Source organism: Mycobacterium kubicae (assembly GCF_015689175.1).
Classification (GTDB): Bacteria; Actinomycetota; Actinomycetes; order Mycobacteriales; family Mycobacteriaceae; genus Mycobacterium; species Mycobacterium kubicae.
In genome coordinates this window covers 2,035,413-2,057,672 of record NZ_CP065047.1, presented here as the reverse complement: position 1 = coordinate 2,057,672, position 22,260 = coordinate 2,035,413, and the positions used below count along the sequence as shown (strand labels likewise).

The window sequence follows — 22,260 nt, the reverse complement described above, 5'->3', positions numbered from 1 at the left end:
AGGCGTCACACGCCGAGGCTGCGGCCGATGATCTCTTTCATGATCTCGGTGGTGCCGCCGTAAATGGTCTGCACCCGGGCATCGAGATAGGCGCGGGCCACCGGGTATTCGCGCATGTAGCCGTATCCGCCGTGCAGCTGCAGGCAGCGGTCGATCAGGTGGACCTGCTTCTCGGTCGAGTACCACTTGGCCATGGCGGCCTGCTCGGCGGTCAGCTTTCCCTCCAGGTGCAACGCGATGAACTGATCGACCATCATGCGCACCACGGTGGCCTCGGTGGCCAACTCGGCCAGCACGAACCGGCTGTTCTGAAAGTTGCCGATGGATCTGCCGAACGCCTTGCGCTCCTTGGTGTACTGCAGCGTTTGCTCGAGCACCGTCTCCATCGCGGCGGCGGCCATGATGGCGATCGAGATGCGTTCCTGCGGCAGGTTCTGCATCAGGTAAATGAAGCCCATGCCCTCCTGGCCGAGCAGGTTTTCGGCCGGAACATGCACGTCGGTGAACGACAGTTCGGCGGTGTCCTGGGCGTCCAGGCCGATCTTGTCCAGGTGTCGGCCGCGTTCGAAACCGTCCATGCCGCGCTCAACGGCGAGCAGCGAGAAGCCCTGCGCACCCTTCTCCGGGTCGGTTTGGGCGACAACCAGAACCAGATCGGCGTTGATTCCGTTGGTAATGAACGTCTTTGACCCGTTGAGCACGTAGTGGTCACCTTGCTTGACGGCGCGGGTCTTGATGCCCTGCAAGTCGCTACCGGTGCCCGGCTCGGTCATGGCAATCGCGGTGATGAGTTCACCGGTGCAGAACTTGGGCAGCCAGCGCTGCTTCTGCTCTTCGGTGGCCAGCGCCAGCAGGTAGGGCGCGACGATGTCATTGTGCAGGCCGAAACCGATCCCGCTGAAGCGTCCGGCGGTGGTTTCTTCGGTGATGATGGTGTTGTACCGGAAGTCGGGGTCGCCGCCGCCGCCGTACTCTTCGGGCACCGCCATGCCCAGGAAGCCTTGTTTGCCGGCCTCGAGCCACACGCCGCGGTCGACGATCTTGGCCTTCTCCCACTCGTCGTGGTACGGGGCGACGTGGCGCTCCAGGAAGCCACGGTAAGACTCGCGGAACAAGTCGTGCTCGGGTTCGAAAAGAGTGCGCTGGTATTTGACGGCACTGCCCATGCCTACGACCTCCGGCTAATCAATCGAAGCGATCTCTGCCGCCCAAGATATACCAACCAGACGGTTGGTCGGCAGCGGGCGCAGCGGGAGCCGGCGTCCGCGCGTCGCGGCTCGTCGGCTAGGTGGCGTATTGCTGCAGGCTGGCGGCCAGGGCCACGGGCACTCGGGCCTTGATCCGGGTGCCGTGGGAGTTGTGCTCGGCTTCCTGCACGCGGCCATCGGCGTGCACTCGGGCCACCAGGTCGCCGCGGTCGTACGGGATCACCACGTCCACGGCGGTGTCGGTGGGAACGGCAAGCTCGGCCATGCGTCGCCGCAACCCTGCGATACCGTCCCCGGTCCGGGCGGAGACGAACACCGCGCCGGGCAGCTCGTGCCGCAGCTGGGCGAGCATAAGGTCGCTTGCGGCGTCGACTTTGTTGACGACCAGCAGTTCGGCCGGCGCTTCGCCGTTGTGGTCGGCGACGACCTCGGAGACGACCTGCCGCACCGCGCTGACCTGTGCCAACGGGTTGACGTCGGACCCGTCGACGACGTGTACCAGCAGATCGGCGTCGAGGACCTCTTCCAGCGTGGACCGGAACGCCTCGACCAGTTGGGTGGGCAGGTGACGGACGAACCCGACGGTGTCGGTCAGCACAAACGGCCGGCCGTCCTCGAACGCGGCGCGGCGAGTGGTGGGCTCCAAGGTGGCGAACAGGGCGTCCTGCACCAGCACACCGGCATCGGTGAGGGCGTTGAGGATGCTCGATTTGCCCGCGTTGGTGTAGCCGACGATGGCGATCGACGGCATGTCGCTGTGCAACCGGCGGCTGCGCTGGGTGTCGCGGACCTGCTTCATCGCCTTGATGTCGCGGCGCAGCTTGGACATCCGTTCGCGGATGCGGCGCCGGTCGGTCTCGATCTTGGTTTCACCGGGACCACGCAGCCCTACTCCGCCGCCGCTGCCGCCGGCGCGGCCACCGGCCTGCCGTGACATCGACTCACCCCAACCGCGCAGCCGGGGCAGCATGTACTCCATCTGGGCCAGCGCCACCTGGGCCTTGCCTTCGCGGCTGGTCGCGTGCTGGGCGAAGATGTCCAGGATCAGCGCGGTGCGGTCGATGACCTTGACCTTGACGGCCTTCTCCAGCGCGGTCAGTTGGGCCGGTGAGAGCTCGCCGTCGCAGATGACGGTGTCGGCGCCGGTCGCGACGACCACTTGGCGCAGTTCGGCAGCCTTGCCCGATCCGATGTAGGTCGATGGATCGGGCTTGTCGCGGCGCTGGATGAGGCCTTCGAGGACCTGTGATCCGGCGGTCTCGGCCAGGGCGGCAAGCTCGGCGAGGCTCGCCTGGTTCTCGGCGGCGGTGCCGTCGGTCCAGACGCCGACAAGCACGACTCGCTCGAGTCGTAGCTGGCGGTATTCGACCTCGGAGATGTCGGCCAGTTCGGTCGACAACCCCGCGACACGGCGCAGCGCCGAGCGGTCTTCTAAGGCGAGTTCGCCGGTGCTCGGTTCGGCAGCCGGCGCAGTGGAATAAGGAATTTCGGGATGTCTCTCTGGTTGATTCATAGGCAACTTGCAATGTTGCACGCAAAATCGGTGTCGCGCACCTGAATTAACGCTGCTGGGACCGCCACCATTCCTCACTCAGTTCGCCGTGTGCCACCAGTACCGACGGACCGCGCAGGAAGCTGGTGGCGTCGGTGACGGTGACGGTGACGTCACCGCCTGGCACCCGCACGGTAAGCGTGCCGGTCTCGGCTCCGTCGGCTGCCAGTGCGGCGACGGCCGCCGCCACGGTCCCGGTGCCGCACGAACGGGTTTCTCCCACGCCGCGTTCGTGTACCCGCATCCAGATCACCCCATTCGCGGGCCGCGTGAGTACTTCGACGTTGACGCCGTCGGGGAACTGGTCGTGGTCGAAATCGACTGGCGCCGCGACGTCCAAGGCGGCCAGGTCTTCGACGGTCAGCGCCGTGTCGGTGCACGCCAGATGGGGGTTGCCGACGTCGACGGCCACCCCGGTGAACCGCCGGCCGCCGACGGTGGCTTCCCCGGCGCCCAGCTTGTTGGCCTTGCCCATGTCGACGGTGATGTCCGCGCTGGTCTGATCGGCGTGGTGCAGGGTGACCAGGCGTGGCCCGGCCAGTGACCCGACCACGAACTCGTCGCGCCCCTCCAGCCCGCTGGCCTTCAGAAAGTGCGCGAACACCCGGACACCGTTGCCGCACATCTGCGCGACGGATCCGTCGGCGTTGCGGTAGTCCATGTACCAGTCGGTCGCGCCCACACCGTCGGGCAGGCGGTCCAGTACGCCGGCGGAAACCGCGGCCCCCGCGGTGGTGACCCGCAGCACGCCGTCGGCGCCCAGTCCCCGGCGCCGGTCGCACAAAGCGGCAACCCCGGCGGCAGTCAGGGTGAGCTCGGCCTCGACGTCGGGCAGCAGCACGAAGTCGTTCTGCGTGCCGTGGCCCTTGGCGAATCTCACCTGTTCAGGTTACGTCCCGCCACACCCGCAGTGCGTCGTCGACGGCGCGATCGGCTCTGCCCACGTCGATCCAGTGCACGCGATGGTCCCGGCGAAACCACGAGCGTTGTCGGCGTACATAGCGCCGCGTGCCGATGAACGTCTGCTCCTGCGCCTCGTGCAGTCGATCCGGACCACCACCGGCGTCCAGGGCCGCGATCACCTGGGCATAACCCAGGGCCCGCGAAGCGGTGACGCCGTCACGCAGGCCGTGATCGAGTAGGCCGCGGACCTCGTCCACCAGGCCGTCGTCGAACATCGTCAGGGTGCGCCGCTGCAGCCTTTCGTCCAAAATTGTTGTCTCACAATCCAATCCGATGATCGCGGCACCCCAGCGCGGCGGGCCGATGCGTGGTGCGGACGCGGCGAACGGCTGGCCGGTGAGTTCGACCACCTCCAGCGCCCGCACCGTGCGGCGCGGATCGGTGGGCAAGATGACCGCGGCCGCCGCCGGGTCGCGGCGCGCGAGTTCGGCGTGCAGACCGGCCACGCCGACTTCGGCCAGCCGCTGCTCCCACTTGGCGCGCACGCTTGGGTCGGTCGCCGGGAAAGACCAGTCGTCGAGCAAAGACTGGATGTAGAGCATCGACCCGCCCACCACCACGGGCACCGCTCCCCTGGCCGCAATCGCCTCGATATCGGCGGCTGCCGCCTGCTGGTAGCGGGCGACCGAAGCGGTCTGCGTGACGTCCAAGACGTCGAGTTGGTGATGCGGGATGCCCCGGCGCTGCGCGACGGGCAGTTTCGCTGTCCCGATGTCCATGCCGCGATAAAGCTGCGTGGCATCGGCGTTGACGACCTCGGCGGCTACTTCGGCGGCGAGGTGTTCGACGACGTCAAGTGCTAGTTGTGACTTGCCGGTGCCGGTGGGCCCGATGATGGCCAGCGGCCTCATGGCTGCCAGACACCGACGAAATAACCAACCCCATAGGGGGCGCCACGGTAGAGCTCCTTGGCCGCGCGCGGCCCTGGTTCGGCGAGGCCGGCCAGCACCTGAAACGCCACCCGGCCGAGCACCTGTGGCGGTAGGCCGGTCAGGGCGGCGATATCACCGGTGGCCAGCGCCTCGTCGCAGGCCAGCTGCGCATCAGCGTTGGCGGGTTCGTACCCGCCGGGGGCGGCCCGGGTCAGGGTGTGGACGCCGTCGGCGACGACCAGCACACCGATTGATTTGGCCGCCTGGTCGATCTCGGACCGCAGCTGTCGGCCGCGGGCAAGCGCGGCGTCCCCCGCGAGGCCGTCGGCGTAGACGCGAACCTGGGCGCTGCCCTGCGGCCGGACCCGGCCCCGCACCCAGCCGGCCAGGAGCGCGCACAGCGGCAAGTCGCCGGGCGACTCGTTGTCCACCGCTGCCGGGGAAAGCCCCACCCGCAGATCGACGCCGAACCCCGCGAACGTGCCGGTGCGGTCCGTCAGGATTTGCTCGTCGGGGCCTACTCCGACGGCAACCCAGTGCTCGGGAAGCTGTGCTGCCGCCTCGGCCACCGCCGCCGCCAGGTCGGCCAGCTCAACGGCGGCCGTTCCGGCGAGCTCGGGAACGAGCACCGGCGCGCAGGGAATGATCACGATGGCGCTCAGCACGCCACCAAAGTAACTGGCGCTACGGCCGACCCTCTACGGCGACGACCGGGTCGGCGAGTGGCTCGTTGTCGTTGAGCTTGTCCAGGCCGGTCTCGGCGACCATGGTGGCGGCTTCACCGCGGGCCAGTGCGACCGTCGCCGTGATCACCACTGCCACGGCAGCGATCAACACCACCACTTCGGGGCCCTGGACGTGCAGGGTTTCGCCGAGCACGGTGACGCCCAGGATGGTGGCCACCACGGGCTTGGCCACCGTCATCGTCGGTAGGGACGCCGTCAGCGCGCCGGCGCGGAACGCGGATTGCTGAAACACCATGCCGACCAAGGCGACCAGCAACCACGGATAGAACTCCGGTGCCCGCAGCACCGCGCCGAAGCCGTCTTCGAGTACCTCCACGACACCTTTGGTCAGGACGGCGAACAGCGCCAGCGACGAACCGGACACCACGGCCAGCAGGATCGCGGCCACCGGACGGCCAGCGAAGATCCGCGCCAACACCACGCAGAGCACGAGCAGCGGCCCCATGACCGCGCCGACGATGATCCAGGTGTGCAACGACGCGCGCTGATGGCCGGCCGACGGGTCACCGACGCTGATCACCAAAGCCAATGCGGTGGCCAGCACGAGCGCCCACAGCCACTCGTAGCGGGTGATGCGGTGATGGGCGACGCGGGCGTAGATCGGTAGCGCGAACAGCAACGCTGTCACCTGCAGCGCGGTCACCAGCATCACCGACGCCCAGGCCAGCGCCAGGGCCTGCAGGCTGTAATTGAGCACCGCCGCCATGCCGCCGAGCCACCAGCGGGTGTCGCGCAGCGACATCCCGAACAGCGCCAAATGGCCGACCTCTTTGTCGGTGATCTGGTGGGCCGACCGCTGCCGGATGACATCACCGGTCGCAGACGCCAGCGCGGCGAACAGCGCAATGATTGCCGCGATCTCGACCTTTGACATGGGTGACCCCTCAAATCCCAGTTTCCCGCGCAGCGTTCCCCCGACCAGGTCCATGTACACCTGGTGTTAGCTGGCAGTTCAACAACTCTAACGTCCTCGATCCTTGCGCGCTGACCTGAGTATCACCTGTAGCCGGCTATGGGCGAGCTGTGTAAGCGCTGGGTGACAGGTGCGGGAGGTCGGCCTCGCCGGCCTCGTCGCTGGCCACGCTCGCGGCCTCGCCGCGGGCCAATGCGGTCGTTGCCGCCACGATCAGGACGATGGCCGCGACCAAGGTGACCAGTTCCAGGCCGCCGGCTCCGAGTGTCTCGCCGAGCACGGTGACTCCCAGCAGCGAAGCGATCACCGGCTCGGCGACCGTCATCGTCGGCAGCGAGGCAGTCAGCGCACCGGCACGAAACGCCGATTGCTGAAACACCGTGCCCAATGCGGCGACCAGTACCCAGGCGTAGAACTCCGGCGTGCCCAGCAGCGCGGTCAAGCCACCGCCAATCACCCCGACGATGGCCTTGGTCAGCACGGCGAACAGCGCCCACGACGCCGCTGACACCACCGACAGCAACACTGCGGCCACTGCGCCGGACCAGATTCGCGCACCCAAAACGCACAGCACCATGGCCGGACCGAGGATGACGGCCACTACCGCCCAGGCGCCCAGGGAAGCCCGTTGGTAACCGGCCGCGGGCTCACCGACGATGACAAAGATCGCCACCGCTGCGGCCAGCAGCAGCGCCCAGCCCCATTCCCGGCGGCTGAGTCCGTGTTTGGTCAGCCACGCGTATACCGGCAGCGCGAACAGCAAGGCCGTCACCTGCAGCGCCTGCACCAACACCACCGACCCCAACCCCAGCGCGACCGCCTGCAGGGCGGCGCTGACTACGGCCGCGACACCGCCGATCCACCATCGAACGTCGCGCAAGGACAAGCGGAGCAAGTCGACATGGCCGACCTCCTCCTCGGTGATCTCCTGCGCGCAACGCTGGCGAATCACGTCGCCGATACCGGAGATGAGTGCCGCGACCAGCGCGAGCAGCGCGGCGATTTCGACCTTGGTGATGGTGATCCCTCCCCCAACGCAACACAGCCACGGCGGCCCCGAAGCCGCCGAGTCAGCACGCCTTTGGCAACCGTACCGGCCCCGGCAGGCCCCCTGCGTGGTGCAACGGAACGGCAACTGAGTTGTTACCCGCCGCCCGCCAATCGATGCCAGATCGCAAGAGCGAAAAGCGTTTTGACGCCTGGCTCGCCGGGGAGGCCGCCCGCTGCCGCGAGGTGGGAACCCGGCACTGGTGTGAAGGTGGCGGCACGCAGGCCGCCAAGCTGCTTCAATATCGTTTGGAATCGGTTGGATTGATCCGGCAGGCATCGACTAACACCGGGACGGCCAACCGTAGTGGTGCCGCTTCGCGCGGCAGGTGCGCGGGTATTCGACCGCGCGAAGGGTAGGTGACGAGCGCATGACGGCTGACGAGCCCCGTATCGATGAATCGAACCAGCCGCCAGGACCGCAGGCCGCGCCGCTGCCGAGTCCCGCGCCCCGTCCCGTTCCCGGGCCGATACCCCGACCGGGACCGCGACCCGGCGCCCGCCCGGTAGCGCGATCCACCACTCACCCGGCGCCGATACACCCGCACAACGACCCGCACCGGTTCGGCCGCGTCGACGACGACGGCACCGTGTGGTTGGTGACTGCCGCCGGTGAACGCGTCATCGGCTCCTGGCAGGCCGGCGAGCCCGAAGCCGCGTTCGCCCATTTCGGCAGGCGATTCGATGACCTGAGCACCGAAGTGACCCTGCTCGAGGAGCGACTGGCTTCCGGGACCGGTGATGCCCGCAAGATCAGGGCCAGCGCCGCAGCGCTGGCTGAGACGTTGCCGACGGCCACCGTGCTGGGCGACGTCGACGCACTGGCGGGCCGGCTCAGCGCGATTCGAGAGCAGGCGGACTCGATCGCCGCCGCCGAGCGCTCCAAGCGCGACGAATATCGAGCGTCGCAGACCGCCCGCAAGGAAGCGCTGGCCGCTGAGGCCGAGGAATTGGCCGCCAACTCCACCCAATGGAAGACGGCCGGGGACCGGATGCGGGCCATCCTCGACGAATGGAAGACGATCAGCGGTCTGGACCGCAAGGTCGACGACGCCCTGTGGAAGCGCTATTCGGCGGCCCGGGACAACTTCAACCGGCGCCGCGGGGCCTACTTCGCCGATCTGGATCGGGAGCGATCCGGGGTGAAGCAGGCCAAGGAACGACTGTGTAAGCGGGCCGAAGAGTTGTCCGACTCGACTGACTGGGGCCCCACCAGCGCGGAATTCCGCAAGTTGCTGACCGAGTGGAAGGCCGCCGGGCGCGCCAGCAAGGACGTCGACGACGCCTTGTGGCGGCGCTTCAAAGCCGCGCAGGACATCTTCTTCGCCGCCCGCAATGCGGCCACCGCGGCCAAAGATGCCGAGTTGCGGGCCAACGCGTCGGCCAAGGAGGCGTTGCTGGCCGAGGCGGAGAAGTTGGACCCCAGCAACCATGACGCCGCCCGGGCGGCGCTGCGTTCGATCGCCGAGAAGTGGGATGCGATCGGCCGGGTGCCGCGGGAGCGGTCCGCCGAGTTGGAGCGACGTCTGCGGGCGGTGGAGAAGAAGGTCCGCGACGCGGGCGAGGCGGACTGGTCGGACCCGCAGGCGCAAGCCCGCGCCGAGCAGTTCCGCACCCGGGCCGAGCAGTTCGAGCAGCAGGCCGCCAAGGCCGCGGCCGCCGGCCGGACCAAGGAAGCCGAAGAGGCCAAGGCCAACGCCGAGCAGTGGCGCCAGTGGGCGCAGGCGGCAGCCCAGGCGCTGACCCGCAGGTCTTAGCCGGTCTCCCGGTTCTCGTCGCCCTCGTTGTTGAGGGTCTCCAGCAGAGTCATCGACTGCTGCTGGGCGACCAGGCGGCGACGCTGCTCCTCGGCGGCGAACTGCACGATGGTGCGCTGCCACACCACCCGGGCCCAGTGGAACGTCAAGGCGATCACGGTGATCCAGGCGACGATCAGCCCGATTCCGGGACCGGGGTGCCCGACGGCCACGGTTTGACGTGACCACACGGCCAACATTCCGGTGACGCTGGCCAGCGTCGACCCGGCCAGCGCCACCCAGGCCAGGGCCCAGCGCCGGGTCAACAGCGCCAGCATCGAAAAGCCGACCCCGAAGACCAGCGCCAACCAGGTGAACACCCGCGAGGGCAGCGCGACCGCGGCGGCACCGGCGTGATGACTGCTGAACAGCACGTCCCAGCCGCGCACGTCGCCGGTGTGCGGCAGGATGAACGAGGCCGCCAGGACAAAGACCAGGATCGCGACGACCAGAGCGCGGGCGCCCGGCTCGATCTCGCGAGCGACGCGTCGTTCCGCCGCCTCGATCTCGGCCCGAAGCGCCTCGATGTTTCGGGTTTCATGTTCGCTGTTCATCGGCATCCTCCGGCCGTGGTGGTGGGTTGCCCGACGCCGGGCATTCCCAGACCGACACCGTTTGGCCGCTGCCCGGCCTCGTGCATGTCGCCGGCACGAGTGCGGCGGTGGGTCAGGATGCCGGCGTCGGCAATGAGGTAGTGCGGGGCGGCGTCGGTGACCGTCGCGGTGACGATGTCGCCGGGGCGCGCCGGGGTTTCCCGATCGGCGGTGAAGTGCACCAGCCGGCCATCGCGGGCCCGTCCACTCATCCGCGCGGTCAGGTTGTCTTTACGCCCTTCCCCAGTGGCGACGAGCAATTCGACGGTCTGCCCGATTTGGGCCCGGTTCTCGTCCAGGGAGATCTGCTCCTGCAGTTCGATCAGCCGGTCGTAGCGTTCTTGCACCACGGCTTTGGGTAGCTGCTCGGCGAGTTCGGCGGCCGGGGTGCCGGGCCGCTTGGAGTATTGGAAGGTGAAGGCGGCCGCGAAGCGGGCTTGGCGAACCACATCGAGCGTGGCGGCGAAGTCTTCCTCGGTTTCACCGGGGAAGCCGACGATCAGGTCGGTGGTGATGGCGGCGTGCGGCATGGCCGCGCGCACCCGCTCGATGATGCCGAGGTAGCGGTCGGCTCGATAGGAGCGCCGCATGGCGCGCAGCACCCGGTCCGATCCGGACTGCAGCGGCATGTGCAGCGCCGGGCACACGTTCGGGGTCTGCGCCATCGCGTCGATGACGTCGTCGGTGAACTCGGCGGGGTGCGGCGAGGTGAACCGGACCCGCTCCAGGCCGTCGATGCGGCCGCAGGCGCGTAGCAGTTCGGCGAACGCGCCGCGGTTGCGCGCCACGGTGGGGTCGGCGAACGAGACGCCGTAGGCGTTGACGTTCTGGCCGAGCAGGGTCACTTCCAGCACTCCGGCCTGGGCGAGCGTTTTCACCTCGGCCAGGATGTCGTCGGGGCTGCGGTCGACCTCTTTGCCGCGCAAGGCCGGGACGATGCAGAAGGTGCAGGTGTTGTTGCATCCGACCGAGATGGAAACCCATGCGGCGTAAGCAGATTCGCGGGCGCTGGGCAGCGTGGAGGGGAACTGCTGCAGCGCCTCGGCGATCTCAATCTGGGCAACGTTGTTGTGCCGGGCTCGGTCGAGCAGTGTCGGCAGCGAGCCGATGTTGTGGGTGCCGAACACCACGTCCACCCACGGCGCCTTGCGCAGGATGGTGTCGCGGTCTTTCTGCGCCAGGCAGCCGCCGACAGCGATTTGCATGTCGGGGTTGCCGCGCTTGCGCGGCGCCAGGTGGCTGAGGTTGCCGTACAACTTGTTGTCGGCGTTCTCGCGGACCGCGCAGGTGTTGAAGACCACGACGTCGGCGTCGGCGCCGTCGTCCGCGCGCCGGTACCCCGCCGCTTCGAGCAGGCCGGCCAGGCGCTCGGAGTCGTGGACGTTCATCTGGCAGCCGTAGGTGCGGACCTGGTAGGTGCGCCCAACCGACGGCACGGCATTGCCCGCCACACCCGTCTGAGCCACCGTCGAAGTCACTGGGCCATGGTACGGCGACCAGGGCTTGCGGGATTAACCCGCAGGCCCGTGGCGATCGCCAGCGCGGCGAAGCCGGGCGCAGCGGGTCGCCACCATCAGGCCTACACGCGGCGGCGCTCCCGTTCGGCGGCCAGCTCGGCGAAGACCACCTCGCATGCCACGCTCTGGCTGTAACCGCGTCGGGCCAGCAGCGCCACCAGCCGCCGCGTGACCCGCGTGTCGTCCTCACCCAGCGTCTCGCGGCGCAGCTTGGTGCGGATCAACTCCTCGGCCCGTTCCCGCTCGGCGCCGGCGTCGATGCCGGCCAGTACCGCGGTGATCACGTCGTTGTCGACGCCCTTGGTGTGCAGTTCGGCCGCTAACGCGCGCTTGCTCTTGCCGGCCTTCGCTCGCCGCGACGACACCCACTGCTGGGCGAAGTCGACGTCGTCGATCAAGCCGACCGCCGCCAGCCGATCCAAGACTCGATTGCTGACGTCGTCGGGATAACCGCGCTTGGCCAGGTGACCGGACAGCTCGGCTCGCGTCCGAGATCTCGCGGTGAGCAGGCGCAGACACAGCGCCCGCGCCTGCTCTTCGCGGGATGGCTCAGAAGTCGACGGGGGCGGGCAAGACACCGTCATCGGTCACCACTGCGCCAATGCCAAGCTTTTCCTTGATCTTCTTCTCGATCTCGTTGGCCACGTCGGCGTTCTCCAGCAGGAAGTTGCGGGCGTTCTCCTTGCCCTGGCCCAGCTGCTCACCCTCGTAGGTGAACCAGGCGCCGGACTTGCGGATGAAGCCCTGATCCACACCCATGTCGATCAGCGAGCCTTCCCGGCTGATGCCGCGGCCGTAGAGGATGTCGAACTCGGCCTGCTTGAACGGCGGCGACACCTTGTTCTTGACGATCTTCACCCGGGTGCGGTTGCCGACCGCGTTGGTGCCGTCCTTGAGCGTCTCGATCCGCCGCACGTCCATGCGCACCGACGCGTAGAACTTCAGCGCCTTACCGCCGGTCGTCGTTTCGGGCGAGCCGAACATGACGCCGATCTTCTCGCGGAGCTGGTTGATGAAGATCGCGGTTGTGCCCGAATTGTTCAGTGCGCCAGTCATTTTCCGCAGCGCCTGGCTCATCAACCGGGCCTGCAGCCCGACATGGCTGTCGCCCATCTCGCCTTCGAGTTCGGCGCGTGGCACCAGTGCGGCCACCGAGTCGATGACCAGGATGTCCAGCGCGCCGGAGCGGATCAGCATGTCGGCGATCTCGAGCGCTTGTTCACCGGTGTCCGGCTGGCTGACCAGCAGGGAGTCGGTGTCAACACCGAGCTTTTTGGCGTAATCGGGGTCCAGTGCGTGCTCGGCGTCGATGAATGCCGCGACACCTCCGGCGGCTTGAGCGTTGGCCACCGCGTGCAGTGCCACGGTGGTCTTACCCGAGGATTCCGGGCCGTAGATCTCCACCACTCGGCCCCGCGGCAGGCCGCCGATGCCCAAGGCGACGTCCAGTGCGATGGACCCGGTCGGAATGACCGAGATCGGCTGACGCACTTCGTCGCCGAGGCGCATCACCGAGCCTTTGCCGTAACTCTTCTCGATCTGGGCCATTGCCAGTTCGAGGGCCTTCTCGCGGTCGGGGGCTTGCGCCATGATGCTTCTCCTGTGATCGGTGTTCGTGACCGGTTTCGGTCGGTTGGCCGTGACACTAGGCGTGGGGTCCGACAAGTCGGTTCCTCCGAACGCTCACCACAGTAGCCGAACAGGTGTTCGACCCCGGTCAGACACGCCGAGTGTGGCAATATCGCCTACCGAAGAGCACATGGACATCTCCGCGCAGCTTGCCGAAGTTTCCACCTATGGCGGTTTTTTCGCGCTGCCCGTCGGTGGCGATTCAGCCGGATGGCATCCGGTCACCCAGTCGTACGCCGACGGTTTCACCGATCTGATCGACGCCACCGTGCAGCGTTACCGCACCACCGAGCTGCGCGTCGGCGCCTCCCTGGTTCACCTCGGCCATGCCGCGCGATTGTGGTCCCCGGTGCTGGCATGCGTCGTGGGCCACGGCGTCCTTCCCGACCTCACCGGCCTGCAACGCGCCGACGACGGGACGCAGCTCCGGCTACCTGAGCCCGTTGGGCAACCCGTCTCCGTCTCCCCCGACCTGCTGTATGGCGCCGTCGTTCGGGACCACATGGAGCCGTTCGCCGCCGGCCTGCGCGTCAAGCTGGCGCCCGCGCTGCTGTCCGGGAACATCGCGTCGGCGCTGGTCGGAGCCTCGCGCGCGTTGCTTCGGGCACGGCCTGACTTACGCGAGGCGGTCGTCGAGGTCACTGGCGACCTGCTGGCCTTCGGCTGCCTGGCCGGTGCGGGCGTCATGGGCCCGGATTTGGCGTTCCGGCGTCGCAGCTGTTGCCTCTTCTATCGCATCCCCGGCGGCGGCATGTGCGGGGACTGCCCGCTGTAGACCGGGTGTGGGGTTAGGGCGGCGGGTGTGCGGGCCGCAGACCAAGTGTGCGGCTAGGGCGTCGCGTGTGCGGGCCGGCAGACCGAGTGTGCGGCTAGGGCGTCGCGTGTGCGGGCCGGCAGACCGAGTGTGCGGCTAGGGCGTCGAGTGTGCGGCTAGGGCGGCGACACGCCGGGGGTGATCCGCCGCAGGCTCACACTCGACGCCGCACGCTCACACTCGACGCCCCGGCAGCACACGAAACACCCCAGCAGCACACTCACCACTGCTCGCGAGGCACGTCGAAGTCGGCGCACAACGCCCGCCACACGTCGCGGGGCTCGACACCGTCCTCGATCGCCTGCGCGGCGGTGCGGCCACCGAAACCGGACAACACATGGTCGACCAACACCGACGCGCCATAAGCAGCGCCGAATCGCAGGGTGACCCGCTCGTGGAACTCCGTCAGCCGCACGCCAGCCAAGATACCCAGCCGGTTAACCGGCTAAAGCAAGCGCTTCGTGGCACACCCGCACCGGATCGGCGACCCCCGCGACGCTCGCCGCGGCCCGTTGCGCGGCCTCCCGATAGCGCGGCGAGGACAACACCTCGCCCACCGCCGCGACCAGAGCTTCGCTGGTCAGGGGCCGGATGAGCCGCCCGCTGCCTTGCCGCACCACCCGGTTGGCCATCTCCCACTGATCGCCGCCGCCGGGCACCACCACCAGCGGAACCCCGGCCAGCATCGTCTTGGACACCATGCCGTGTCCGCCCCCGCAGACCACCAGATCGGCGTGGGTCAACAGCTCCGACTGTTGACCCAATCCGACCACCGCCCACGGCGGCACCTGCAGATCCGCTCCACCCAACCGCGACACCACCAACCGCGACCCGGCCGGCAGCGTGTCTCCCGGGATCAGGCACTGCAGCGCCAACTCGGGCACGCCGGTGGTTCCGCCCACCACGGTGGACGGCGCGACGACCACCACCGGCCCGTCACCTGGCGGGATGTCGAAGACCCGCTGCGTCGGCTCGAAATGCAACGGCCCCACCACGACGGCTTCGGCGGGCCAATCCGGACGCGGCACCTCCAGGGCGGGCAACGTGGCGATCAGACGTCGCAACGGTCCTGGATCGCGGGCCGGCAGTCCGATCTCCACCCGCACCGCCGAGCGCTGCCGCAGTCCGGCACGCCAGGAACGCGCGGTGAACGCGCGCATCACGGTGTCGCGCAGCTTGCCCTGAATTCCGGTGCCGGGAGCCAGCCCACTACCGATCGGCGGCAGAGCCTTGGACGGCAGATACAGCGGATGCGGGTTGAGTTCGATCCACGGAATGCCCAGCAGCTCGGCGGCCATGCCGCCACCGGCGGTGATGACGTCGGACACCACCAGCTCGGGCGCCAGGTCGCGCAGGGCGGGCACATTGAGCACCGCCATCCGGGCCGCGCGCCGGTGAATCCGCGCCCCAGCGTCGACGTCGTCATCCTCGGCCACCAGGCCGTCCAGTTCGACGGCGTCGATACCGACGGCGCGGGCAGCATCGGTCCACTCAGCACCGGTGAACAGGGTGGGCGTGTCGCCGGCGGCGGCGAAGCGCTGGCACAGTGCGATCGCCGGGAACGAGTGGCCGGGGTCCGGCCCGGCGACCACGGCGACGCGCACCCGGCTAACCCTGCCACAGCGCTCGACGGCCTCGCTCGCCTACGCTGGGGTGATGACCGAGCTGACCGAAACAACCGCCAACAACATCCGCACGGTCGAGGACTTCCTCTACGCCCTGCAGGATCAGGATTTCGAGGCCGTGGCTGCGGGCCTGGACGACGACGTCGTCTACGAGAACGTGGGATTGTCCAGAATTCGGGGCGGCCGCAAGACGGTGAAAATTCTGCGCCAGATGGAGGGGCGCATGGGTTTCGAGGTGAAGATTCACCGCGTAGCCGCCGACGGCGCCGCAGTCCTGACCGAGCGCACCGACGCGTTGATCTTCGGGCCGCTGCGGATCCAGTTCTGGGTGTGCGGGGTGTTCGAGGTGCATAACGCGCGAATCACGTTGTGGCGCGACTACTTTGACTTCTTCGACATGCTCAAGGCGACCGTTCGGGGCTTGGCCGGAGTGGTGGTGCCGTCAGTGCGGGCGACGCTTTAGTGAGCGGTGAACGGGGCCGCACCAAGCCGAACGCACTGCAATACGTTCGCTACTGCTACGGCCACCGACTGCCCGACTCGATGCGGGAGTGGGTGCGCAACGACCTGGCGGGCAAGGGCGCCACGGCGCGGATGATGGCGCGCGTCGCGGTGCCCTGCGTCCTGGTGCTGCTTCCGTTTTGGTTCATCCCCACCACGCTCGACGTGCACCTGAGCATGACGCTGCCGATCTTGATCCCGTTCGTGTACTTCTCACATGCCCTGAACAAGATCTGGCGCCGGCATATGTTGCGGGTGCACGGCCTCAACCCGGACCTGGCGGACGAGCGGGCGCGGAAGCGTGACGCGCACATTCATCAGGCGTACATCGACCGCTACGGTCCGCGACCTCCGGCGTAGCCGACCCGCGGCTACGCCCGGCGCAGCCCGCCGAGTTCGTCGAACGCCTGCGCCCACCCGAGCAGGCGATCGGTCGCTCCGGTCAACTCGTCGCGGTACCGCTGCTGGGAAGCCGCCGCCCCCACCCCGTTGCCGTTGGCCGATGAAACCAATTGGGCGGCGGCGGTGACCATTTCGTTGTACTGACGGACGCCGGCGCCCAATTGCGCGGTGTAGGCGTTGATGGTCGGCACCAGATACTCCCGCGACGACGTCGAGTCGTGGGCGGCTCGTTCCATCGACACCACTTCTGCCGCGGTCGCCGCCATGGCCGCCGAAGTCCGCTTGGCCGCCTCCGTCAGATCAGCGATCTCGTCGGCCGGCAGCATCGCGCCGCGCTCGATCACACCGAGCAGCGAAAAGAATCCCCGTTCCGAGGCGCCCAAGGCGTACATCGCCGGTCGCGCCGCCGACCCCGGCGGCGGCAGCCGACGGCTAATCGCGGGTCGCTGAGCGGGCAGCGGCTCGGACTTCAGCCAGTGGTAGCGGAAGAACAGCAGCGTCGCCGGAATCACTTCGAGCACCGCGATCGCCCCGGTGATCTGCAACAGCAGCGCAAACCAGCCCCAGGCCGCCAAGACCGCGGTCACCAACGCCCAAAAGGCGACCCCGGCGGTGAAGATCCAGGCCCACCGCAATGCCCGCCTGCGGCGACGCAACAACCGGGCCCGCGGATCGGTGGCGGCGCTGATCTTGCGAGCGGCTAGTTCTGCCAGATCGCCGACGGTCTCGAAGCCGCGCTGCAGCAGACCCCGCCGATGCCCCCGCTCACTCGACCTCACCGCCATCTGCGCCGGCCTTACTGGCCGAACGGATTCTCGGGAACAGCGCCACGCTGACTTTCCACGGCCGGCGTGCCGGAGGCCGCGCCCGGCGTGGCCGTGCCGCCGGCGGGCAGCGCCTCGCCGCGCATCGACGCCCGGATCTGCTCCAGCCGAGAGTGACCGGCCATCTGGATGCCGGCCTGTTCGACCTCCATCATGCGGCCCTGCACCGAGCTCTGCGCAAGCTCAGCCGAGCCGATCGCGTTGGCGTAGCGGCGTTCGATCTTGTCGCGCACCTCGTCGAGGCTGGGAGTGTTGCCCGGCGCGGCCAGCTCGCTCATGGACCGCAGCGACGCGCTGACCTGCTCCTGCATCTTGGCCTGCTCGAGTTGGCTGAGCAGCTTGGTGCGCTCGGCGATCTTCTGCTGCAGCACCATCGCGTTGCGTTCGACGGCCTTCTTGGCCTGCGACGCCGCCTGCAGAGCCTGGTCGTGCAACGTCTTGAGGTCTTCGACGCTCTGCTCACCGGTCACCAACTGGGCGGCGAACGCCTCGGCGGCATTGTTGTACTCGGCCGCCTTCGCCGCGTCCCCGGCGGCCGTCGCCTGGTCGGCCAGGGTCAGCGCCTGACGGACGTTCACCTGCAGCTTCTCGATGTCGGCCAGCTGCCGGTTCAGCCGCATCTCCAGTTGGCGCTGGTTACCGATCACCTGTGCGGCCTGTTGGGTCAGCGCCTGGTGCGTGCGTTGCGCTTCCTCGATGGCCTGCTGAATCTGCACCTTGGGGTCGGCGTACTCGTCAATCTTGGAGTTGAACAGCGCAGTGAGGTACTTCCACGCTTTGACGAACGGATTGGCCATCAGTTAGCTCCGCCTTCGCTTCTTATGTGCCGGATCGGCCCGCATGGGCCGCGGACTCACCTAGTGCATACCCTGCCGCTCAATTTATCGGTTGCGGGCCGATCGCCCCACCCATGGTGCGCAACTGGTCGACACGAGTTTGCGGTCAGCGCTCAGGCCACGGCCAGGGAAGCGACCTGAGGAATGACCACCTTGGTGCTGACGTCGATGCTGGCGCGGCTGGCCGGCGCGGCCAGGGCGGCTGCATGTTCTTCACGCGCCATCCGTTCACCGGCGTCGGTGAGCACCTGGGACAACGGAACCTGCAACGCGTCACAAATCGCGTTGAGCAACTCGCTGGACGGCTCCTTGCGGCCCCGCTCGACCTCCGAGAGGTAGCCGAGGCTTACCCGGGCGGAATCGGACACCTCGCGCAACGTCCGGCCCTGCGAAGTCCGGGCTCCGCGCAGAACGTCGCCTATGACCTCGCGCACCAATGACGCCATCGTGCTCTCCTCTGTCAATCGGTATCAATCGCGCCCGCCTGGCACCACACGCAGCAGCCAAGAAAGCAGTAGTCATTTGGTGAACGCCGGCAACAGTGGTGTTGGTTCCCGCTCCGGGCGACGATTAACCGGTCGTCTGACGAATTCCTCGTAGCGTCGACGCCACATAATCGATACCGGTGACGATGGTCAGCACGATCGCGATGCCCATCACGACCACCGCGGCGGTGTGCAGCACACCGGAAAGCGGTAGCACGAACAGCCCGATCGCCACCGCCTGCACGAACGTCTTCAACTTGCCGCCCCAACTGGCGGGAATGACGCCACGGCGAATTACGGCCAGCCGCAACACCGTTACGCCCAGTTCGCGGACCATGATGACCACGGTGACCCACCACGGCAGCTCGCCGAGCATCGACAGGCCGATCAGCGCGGAACCGATCAGCGTCTTGTCGGCGACCGGGTCGACGAACGCTCCGAATTCGGTGGCCATCCCGTAATTTCGGGCCAGCTGTCCGTCGAACCGATCTGTGATGCACGCCACGGCAAAAATCGCCCACGCCACCACGCGGGCCGACGTGTGATGACCATCGGCATAGAACAGCGCCATCAAGAAAATGGGAACCAGCAACAGCCGCAACAAAGTCAGGACGTTGGCGAGATTGGCGATGCGGGCACGAGTCGGGGTCTGTCCAGTTTCCGGGTGCCCCGACACGGCATCAGAATAGCTGCTGACCAGCTCATGCGAATGTCGATGTCGATACTGTGGCGTCGTGACCGAAACTCCTCGGGAATTCCGGCCGTTGGTCCGGCGGGCGCGGACCTCCGATGTGCCGGCAATCAAACAACTCGTCGACACCTATGCCGGAAAGATCTTGCTGGAAAAGAATCTCGTGACGCTGTACGAATCCATCCAGGAATTCTGGGTGGCCGAACTGCCCGATGTACCAGGCAAAGTGGTGGGCTGCGGGGCGTTGCATGTCTTGTGGTCCGATCTCGGCGAAATCCGAACCGTCGCCGTTGATCCCGCCGTGACCGGCCACGGCATCGGCCACGCGATCGTCAACAAACTCCTGGAAGTGGCGCGAGACCTGCAACTGGAGCGGGTGTTCGTGCTGACCTTCGAGACCGAATTCTTTGGCAGGCACGGGTTCAAGGAGATCGAGGGCACCCCGGTCACCGCCGAGGTGTATGAGGAAATGTGCCGCTCCTACGACATCGGTGTCGCCGAGTTCTTGGATCTGAGCTACGTCAAGCCCAACATCCTGGGCAACTCCCGCATGCTGCTGGTGCTGTAGGCCCGCGCTAGTCGTCGTCGCTGCCGTCGGCGTTGGCGCCGCCCCGGATCAGCGCCAGCGTCCCGGCCAGCTCGTCGGGCTTGACCAGCACCTCCCGCGCCTTGGAACCTTCGCTGGGCCCGACGATGCCGCGGGTCTCCATCAGGTCCATCAGCCGGCCCGCCTTGGCGAACCCGACCCGCAGCTTGCGCTGCAGCATCGACGTCGAGCCGAACTGGCTGGACACCACCAGCTCGACGGCCTGCAGGAACACGTCCATGTCGTCGCCGATGTCCGGGTCGACGTCGGCGCGCTCACCGGTGGGTTTGGCGGCGGTGACGCCTTCGGTGTATTCCGGTTCGGCCTGGTCCTTGCACGCGGCGACGACGGCTTGGATCTCCTCGTCGGTGATGTAGGCGCCCTGCAACCGGATCGGCTTGCCCGCCCCCATCGGCAAGAACAGACCATCGCCCATGCCGATCAGCTTTTCCGCGCCGGCCTGATCCAGAATTACGCGGCTGTCGGTCAGCGACGACGTCGCGAACGCCAGCCGCGACGGCACGTTGGTCTTGATCAGCCCGGTGACCACATCGACCGACGGGCGCTGGGTGGCCAGCACCAGATGGATGCCGGCGGCACGGGCCTTCTGGGTGATCCGCACGATGGCGTCCTCGACGTCGCGCGGCGCGGTCATCATCAGGTCGGCCAGCTCGTCGACGATCGCCAAGATGTAGGGGTAGGGCCGGTACTCGCGCTGGCTACCCAGCGGCGCCGTGATGGCACCGGAGCGCACCTTTTCGTTGAAGTCGTCGATGTGGCGAACGCGGGAGGCCTGCATGTCCTGATAACGCTGCTCCATCTCCTCGACCAGCCACGCCAACGCGGCCGCGGCTTTCTTCGGCTGGGTGATGATCGGCGTGATCAGGTGCGGAATGCCTTCATAAGGCGTCAGTTCCACCATTTTCGGGTCGATCAGGATCATCCTGACCTCTTCGGGGGTGGCCCGCGTCAGCAGCGACACCAACATGGAGTTGACGAAGCTGGACTTGCCCGAGCCGGTGGAGCCGGCGACCAGCAGGTGGGGCATCTTGGCCAGGTTGGCCGAGATGAAGTCACCCTCGATGTCCTTGCCCAGCCCGATCACCAGCGGGTGGTGGTCGCGGCGGGTCGACGGCGCGGTGAGCACGTCGGCCAACCGGACCATCTCGCGGTCGGTGTTGGGCACCTCGATGCCGACGGCGGACTTGCCCGGGATCGGGGCCAGCATCCGCACGCTCTCGGTGGCGACCGCGTAGGCGATGTTCTTCTGCAGCGCGGTGATCTTCTCGACCTTGACTCCCGGCCCCAGCTCGACCTCGTAGCGGGTGACGGTCGGCCCGCGGGTGCAGCCGGTGACGGCCGCGTCGACTTTGAACTGGGTGAGCACTTCCCCGATGGCGTTGGCCATGTGGGTGTTGGCCGCGCTGCGCTTCTTCGGCGGGTCGCCGGCGACCAGCAGCTCCAGCGGCGGCAGCGTGTACGGGCCTTCGATGACCCGGTCCAGCGGTTGGGTGTCCTTCTTCTTCGAACGCCTGCGCGAGACCACCGGTTCGGGCACGGTCGGGGCTTCGTCCCCGGCCTCCTCGTCCGGCAGGGCGTTCGCGGACGGCCAGGCCCGCGGTTGGTCGTCGGGACGCGGCGGGGTCTCGTCGTAGTAGCCGTCGGAGAAGTCCTCGCGCGCAACCTCCACGGTGTCGGCGTCATCACCGGGGAAGTCGTCGTCGTATTCCTCGTCGTAGTAGTCCTCGTCATCGAGGAAGGGGCCTTGGAAGAGCCGGGTGCTGAACATGCCGCGCAGGGCGTCGGGCACCTCGCGGATGGTGATGCCGGTCAGCAACAACAGGCCGAACAACCCGCCGATGAACAGCAGTGGCGCGGCGATCCAGGCCGTCAGCCCGTCCGAAAGCGGCCCGCCGATCGCGAAACCGATGAATCCGGCCGCGCGCCTGCGCAGTTCCGGGGCTTCGGGCGAGCCGGCCCACAGGTGGCGCAATCCGAGGATGGACAGGGCGATCAGGCTGCCGCCCAGGATCAACCGAGGCCGGGTGTCGGGCGTCGGCTGGGTGCGCATCAGCACCACGGCCACCCCGGCGGCGACGAGGGGCAGCAGGACGACCGTGGAGCCGACGAACGTCCGCAACACCATGTCGACCCACGCACCCACCGGACGAGCGGCGTCGAACCACGAACTGGCGGCGATGATGACCGCCACGCCCAGCAGAACCAGCGCAATTCCGTCGCGGCGGTGTCCGGGCTCGATGTCACCGGCTCGGCCGATCGACCGCGCCGCGCTGCCGGTGCCTTTAGCGGCCATCAGCCACGCCGCGCGCAGGCCCCGACCACATGCCGATCCGGCCGAGATCAGCAGCGACTGGTTGCGCCGCCGGGTGGGCCGGTTGACCCGTTTGACGGGCTTGTTCGCGCGCTTCCTGGGCGCCCGAGTCGGCGTGGCGGCCCGCCCGCCCCGCGACGCGCCCCGCGAACTGCTGTTTGACCTGCTCGTTCGGCTTCCGGAGCGGGCGACGGTCTTACTAGCCATACCCGCTAGCCTAGTCGCAATAACACCATCTGCACCAACCGCCACACTGGTAACGGTCATGTCTCGGGTTGACGGTCAACGACTGTGAGTAGGGTGACAAACGGTAACGAATCTTTGCTGT

The 22,260-nt window shown here is 67.8% G+C and carries 23 protein-coding genes; 5 read left to right on the top strand and 18 right to left on the bottom strand.

Annotation, left to right across the window (positions count from 1 at the left end; translation table 11 throughout):
• Positions 1-5: 5 nt before the first annotated feature.
• The 7 genes from I2456_RS09810 to I2456_RS09780 all read right to left on the bottom strand — a co-directional run bounded on the left by I2456_RS09810 (position 6) and on the right by I2456_RS09780 (position 7,272).
• Positions 6-1,166, bottom strand: coding sequence for an acyl-CoA dehydrogenase family protein (locus tag I2456_RS09810; protein WP_068160049.1), 1,161 nt, complete (start codon positions 1,164-1,166; stop codon positions 6-8).
• Positions 1,167-1,284: 118 nt separating this feature from the next.
• A complete protein-coding gene (gene hflX, locus I2456_RS09805) occupies positions 1,285-2,721 on the bottom strand; it encodes a GTPase HflX (protein WP_068025405.1) in 1,437 nt (478 codons plus the stop codon).
• 46 nt (positions 2,722-2,767) lie between these two features.
• Positions 2,768-3,640, bottom strand: a complete 873-nt coding sequence (gene dapF, locus I2456_RS09800) for a diaminopimelate epimerase (protein ID WP_085073217.1) — start codon at positions 3,638-3,640, stop codon at positions 2,768-2,770.
• 4 nt (positions 3,641-3,644) lie between these two features.
• On the bottom strand, positions 3,645-4,574 hold the full coding sequence (miaA, locus tag I2456_RS09795) for a tRNA (adenosine(37)-N6)-dimethylallyltransferase MiaA (protein ID WP_085073218.1): 930 nt from the start codon (positions 4,572-4,574) through the stop codon (positions 3,645-3,647).
• On the bottom strand, positions 4,571-5,260 hold the full coding sequence (locus I2456_RS09790) for a class III extradiol ring-cleavage dioxygenase family protein (RefSeq protein ID WP_085073219.1): 690 nt from the start codon (positions 5,258-5,260) through the stop codon (positions 4,571-4,573). Before I2456_RS09790 ends, miaA begins: the two co-directional genes overlap by 4 nt.
• Positions 5,261-5,279: 19 nt before the next feature.
• Positions 5,280-6,215 carry a DMT family transporter gene (locus I2456_RS09785; protein ID WP_163703817.1) on the bottom strand — a complete coding sequence of 312 codons (936 nt, stop codon included), beginning with the start codon at positions 6,213-6,215 and terminating at the stop codon, positions 5,280-5,282.
• Between the two features lie 136 nt (positions 6,216-6,351).
• On the bottom strand, positions 6,352-7,272 hold the full coding sequence (locus tag I2456_RS09780) for a DMT family transporter (protein ID WP_082952063.1): 921 nt from the start codon (positions 7,270-7,272) through the stop codon (positions 6,352-6,354).
• A gap of 400 nt (positions 7,273-7,672) precedes the next feature.
• On the opposite strand from I2456_RS09780, the gene I2456_RS09775 reads away from it, so the two are divergent.
• Positions 7,673-9,058, top strand: a complete 1,386-nt coding sequence (locus I2456_RS09775) for a DUF349 domain-containing protein (RefSeq protein WP_068025394.1) — start codon at positions 7,673-7,675, stop codon at positions 9,056-9,058.
• Here the strand turns inward: I2456_RS09775 and I2456_RS09770 are convergent.
• The 4 genes from I2456_RS09770 to recA all read right to left on the bottom strand — a co-directional run bounded on the left by I2456_RS09770 (position 9,055) and on the right by recA (position 12,797).
• A complete protein-coding gene (locus I2456_RS09770; protein ID WP_068025786.1) occupies positions 9,055-9,651 on the bottom strand; it encodes an Rv2732c family membrane protein in 597 nt (198 codons plus the stop codon). The two genes, I2456_RS09775 and I2456_RS09770, sit on opposite strands and share 4 nt — an antisense overlap.
• Complete coding sequence (gene miaB, locus I2456_RS09765) at positions 9,648-11,168, bottom strand: tRNA (N6-isopentenyl adenosine(37)-C2)-methylthiotransferase MiaB (RefSeq protein ID WP_085073220.1); 1,521 nt, start codon at positions 11,166-11,168, stop codon at positions 9,648-9,650. Before miaB ends, I2456_RS09770 begins: the two co-directional genes overlap by 4 nt.
• A gap of 101 nt (positions 11,169-11,269) precedes the next feature.
• Positions 11,270-11,791 (bottom strand): recombination regulator RecX, encoded by a 522-nt coding sequence (gene recX, locus I2456_RS09760; protein ID WP_068025386.1) that lies wholly within the window; start codon positions 11,789-11,791, stop codon positions 11,270-11,272.
• Complete coding sequence (gene recA, locus I2456_RS09755) at positions 11,757-12,797, bottom strand: recombinase RecA (RefSeq protein ID WP_068025384.1); 1,041 nt, start codon at positions 12,795-12,797, stop codon at positions 11,757-11,759. The genes recX and recA overlap by 35 nt, the downstream gene beginning before the upstream one ends.
• Before the next feature lie 169 nt (positions 12,798-12,966).
• On the opposite strand from recA, the gene I2456_RS09750 reads away from it, so the two are divergent.
• Positions 12,967-13,611 carry a (2Fe-2S)-binding protein gene (locus I2456_RS09750; RefSeq protein WP_068025381.1) on the top strand — a complete coding sequence of 215 codons (645 nt, stop codon included), beginning with the start codon at positions 12,967-12,969 and terminating at the stop codon, positions 13,609-13,611.
• A gap of 259 nt (positions 13,612-13,870) precedes the next feature.
• Here I2456_RS09750 and I2456_RS09745 read toward each other — a convergent pair whose 3' ends face one another.
• Both I2456_RS09745 and I2456_RS09740 read right to left on the bottom strand, forming a co-directional pair.
• Positions 13,871-14,065, bottom strand: coding sequence for a DUF3046 domain-containing protein (locus I2456_RS09745; protein ID WP_068025378.1), 195 nt, complete (start codon positions 14,063-14,065; stop codon positions 13,871-13,873).
• Positions 14,066-14,087: 22 nt separating this feature from the next.
• Entirely contained in the window at positions 14,088-15,254 is a 1,167-nt protein-coding gene (locus I2456_RS09740; RefSeq protein WP_085073221.1) for a glycosyltransferase, read from the bottom strand.
• A gap of 52 nt (positions 15,255-15,306) precedes the next feature.
• Here I2456_RS09740 and I2456_RS09735 point away from each other — a divergent pair, with 52 nt between their 5' ends.
• Positions 15,307-15,738: a limonene-1,2-epoxide hydrolase family protein gene (locus I2456_RS09735; protein ID WP_085073245.1), complete on the top strand. Its 432-nt coding sequence runs from the start codon at positions 15,307-15,309 to the stop codon at positions 15,736-15,738.
• Complete coding sequence (locus I2456_RS09730) at positions 15,738-16,136, top strand: DUF5313 domain-containing protein (protein WP_068025369.1); 399 nt, start codon at positions 15,738-15,740, stop codon at positions 16,134-16,136. Before I2456_RS09735 ends, I2456_RS09730 begins: the two co-directional genes overlap by 1 nt.
• An 11-nt stretch (positions 16,137-16,147) precedes the next feature.
• Here I2456_RS09730 and pspM read toward each other — a convergent pair whose 3' ends face one another.
• From pspM to pgsA, 4 genes are all read right to left on the bottom strand, one after another.
• Positions 16,148-16,963 carry a phage shock envelope stress response protein PspM gene (pspM, locus tag I2456_RS09725; protein ID WP_068025366.1) on the bottom strand — a complete coding sequence of 272 codons (816 nt, stop codon included), beginning with the start codon at positions 16,961-16,963 and terminating at the stop codon, positions 16,148-16,150.
• A gap of 11 nt (positions 16,964-16,974) precedes the next feature.
• Positions 16,975-17,799, bottom strand: a complete 825-nt coding sequence (gene pspA / locus I2456_RS09720) for a phage shock protein PspA (RefSeq protein WP_068025362.1) — start codon at positions 17,797-17,799, stop codon at positions 16,975-16,977.
• Positions 17,800-17,951: 152 nt separating this feature from the next.
• A complete protein-coding gene (gene clgR / locus I2456_RS09715) occupies positions 17,952-18,284 on the bottom strand; it encodes a transcriptional regulator ClgR (RefSeq protein ID WP_068025359.1) in 333 nt (110 codons plus the stop codon).
• A gap of 124 nt (positions 18,285-18,408) precedes the next feature.
• Positions 18,409-18,999 (bottom strand): CDP-diacylglycerol--glycerol-3-phosphate 3-phosphatidyltransferase, encoded by a 591-nt coding sequence (gene pgsA / locus I2456_RS09710; RefSeq protein WP_068025356.1) that lies wholly within the window; start codon positions 18,997-18,999, stop codon positions 18,409-18,411.
• 58 nt (positions 19,000-19,057) lie between these two features.
• On the opposite strand from pgsA, the gene I2456_RS09705 reads away from it, so the two are divergent.
• Positions 19,058-19,582 (top strand): amino-acid N-acetyltransferase, encoded by a 525-nt coding sequence (locus tag I2456_RS09705; protein WP_068025353.1) that lies wholly within the window; start codon positions 19,058-19,060, stop codon positions 19,580-19,582.
• A 7-nt stretch (positions 19,583-19,589) separates the two neighbouring features.
• On the opposite strand, the gene I2456_RS09700 is transcribed toward I2456_RS09705, so the two are convergent.
• The gene (locus tag I2456_RS09700) at positions 19,590-22,199 is read right to left on the bottom strand and encodes an FtsK/SpoIIIE family DNA translocase (protein ID WP_082966067.1); all 2,610 of its coding nucleotides are present in this window, start codon (positions 22,197-22,199) and stop codon (positions 19,590-19,592) included.
• Positions 22,200-22,260: the final 61 nt, after the last annotated feature.

Coding starts and splice junctions, on each gene's coding strand:
- I2456_RS09750 (WP_068025381.1), top strand. CDS start 12,967: ATGGACATCTCCGCGCAGCTTGCCGAAGTTTCCACCTATGGCGGTTTT.
- pspM (WP_068025366.1), bottom strand. CDS start 16,963: ATGGCGGTGAGGTCGAGTGAGCGGGGGCATCGGCGGGGTCTGCTGCAG.
- I2456_RS09770 (WP_068025786.1), bottom strand. CDS start 9,651: ATGAACAGCGAACATGAAACCCGAAACATCGAGGCGCTTCGGGCCGAG.
- recA (WP_068025384.1), bottom strand. CDS start 12,797: ATGGCGCAAGCCCCCGACCGCGAGAAGGCCCTCGAACTGGCAATGGCC.
- clgR (WP_068025359.1), bottom strand. CDS start 18,284: ATGGCGTCATTGGTGCGCGAGGTCATAGGCGACGTTCTGCGCGGAGCC.
- I2456_RS09735 (WP_085073245.1), top strand. CDS start 15,307: ATGACCGAGCTGACCGAAACAACCGCCAACAACATCCGCACGGTCGAG.
- miaA (WP_085073218.1), bottom strand. CDS start 4,574: ATGAGGCCGCTGGCCATCATCGGGCCCACCGGCACCGGCAAGTCACAA.
- recX (WP_068025386.1), bottom strand. CDS start 11,791: ATGACGGTGTCTTGCCCGCCCCCGTCGACTTCTGAGCCATCCCGCGAA.
- I2456_RS09810 (WP_068160049.1), bottom strand. CDS start 1,166: ATGGGCAGTGCCGTCAAATACCAGCGCACTCTTTTCGAACCCGAGCAC.
- I2456_RS09700 (WP_082966067.1), bottom strand. CDS start 22,199: ATGACCGTTACCAGTGTGGCGGTTGGTGCAGATGGTGTTATTGCGACT.
- hflX (WP_068025405.1), bottom strand. CDS start 2,721: ATGAATCAACCAGAGAGACATCCCGAAATTCCTTATTCCACTGCGCCG.
- pspA (WP_068025362.1), bottom strand. CDS start 17,799: ATGGCCAATCCGTTCGTCAAAGCGTGGAAGTACCTCACTGCGCTGTTC.
- I2456_RS09785 (WP_163703817.1), bottom strand. CDS start 6,215: ATGTCAAAGGTCGAGATCGCGGCAATCATTGCGCTGTTCGCCGCGCTG.
- I2456_RS09775 (WP_068025394.1), top strand. CDS start 7,673: ATGACGGCTGACGAGCCCCGTATCGATGAATCGAACCAGCCGCCAGGA.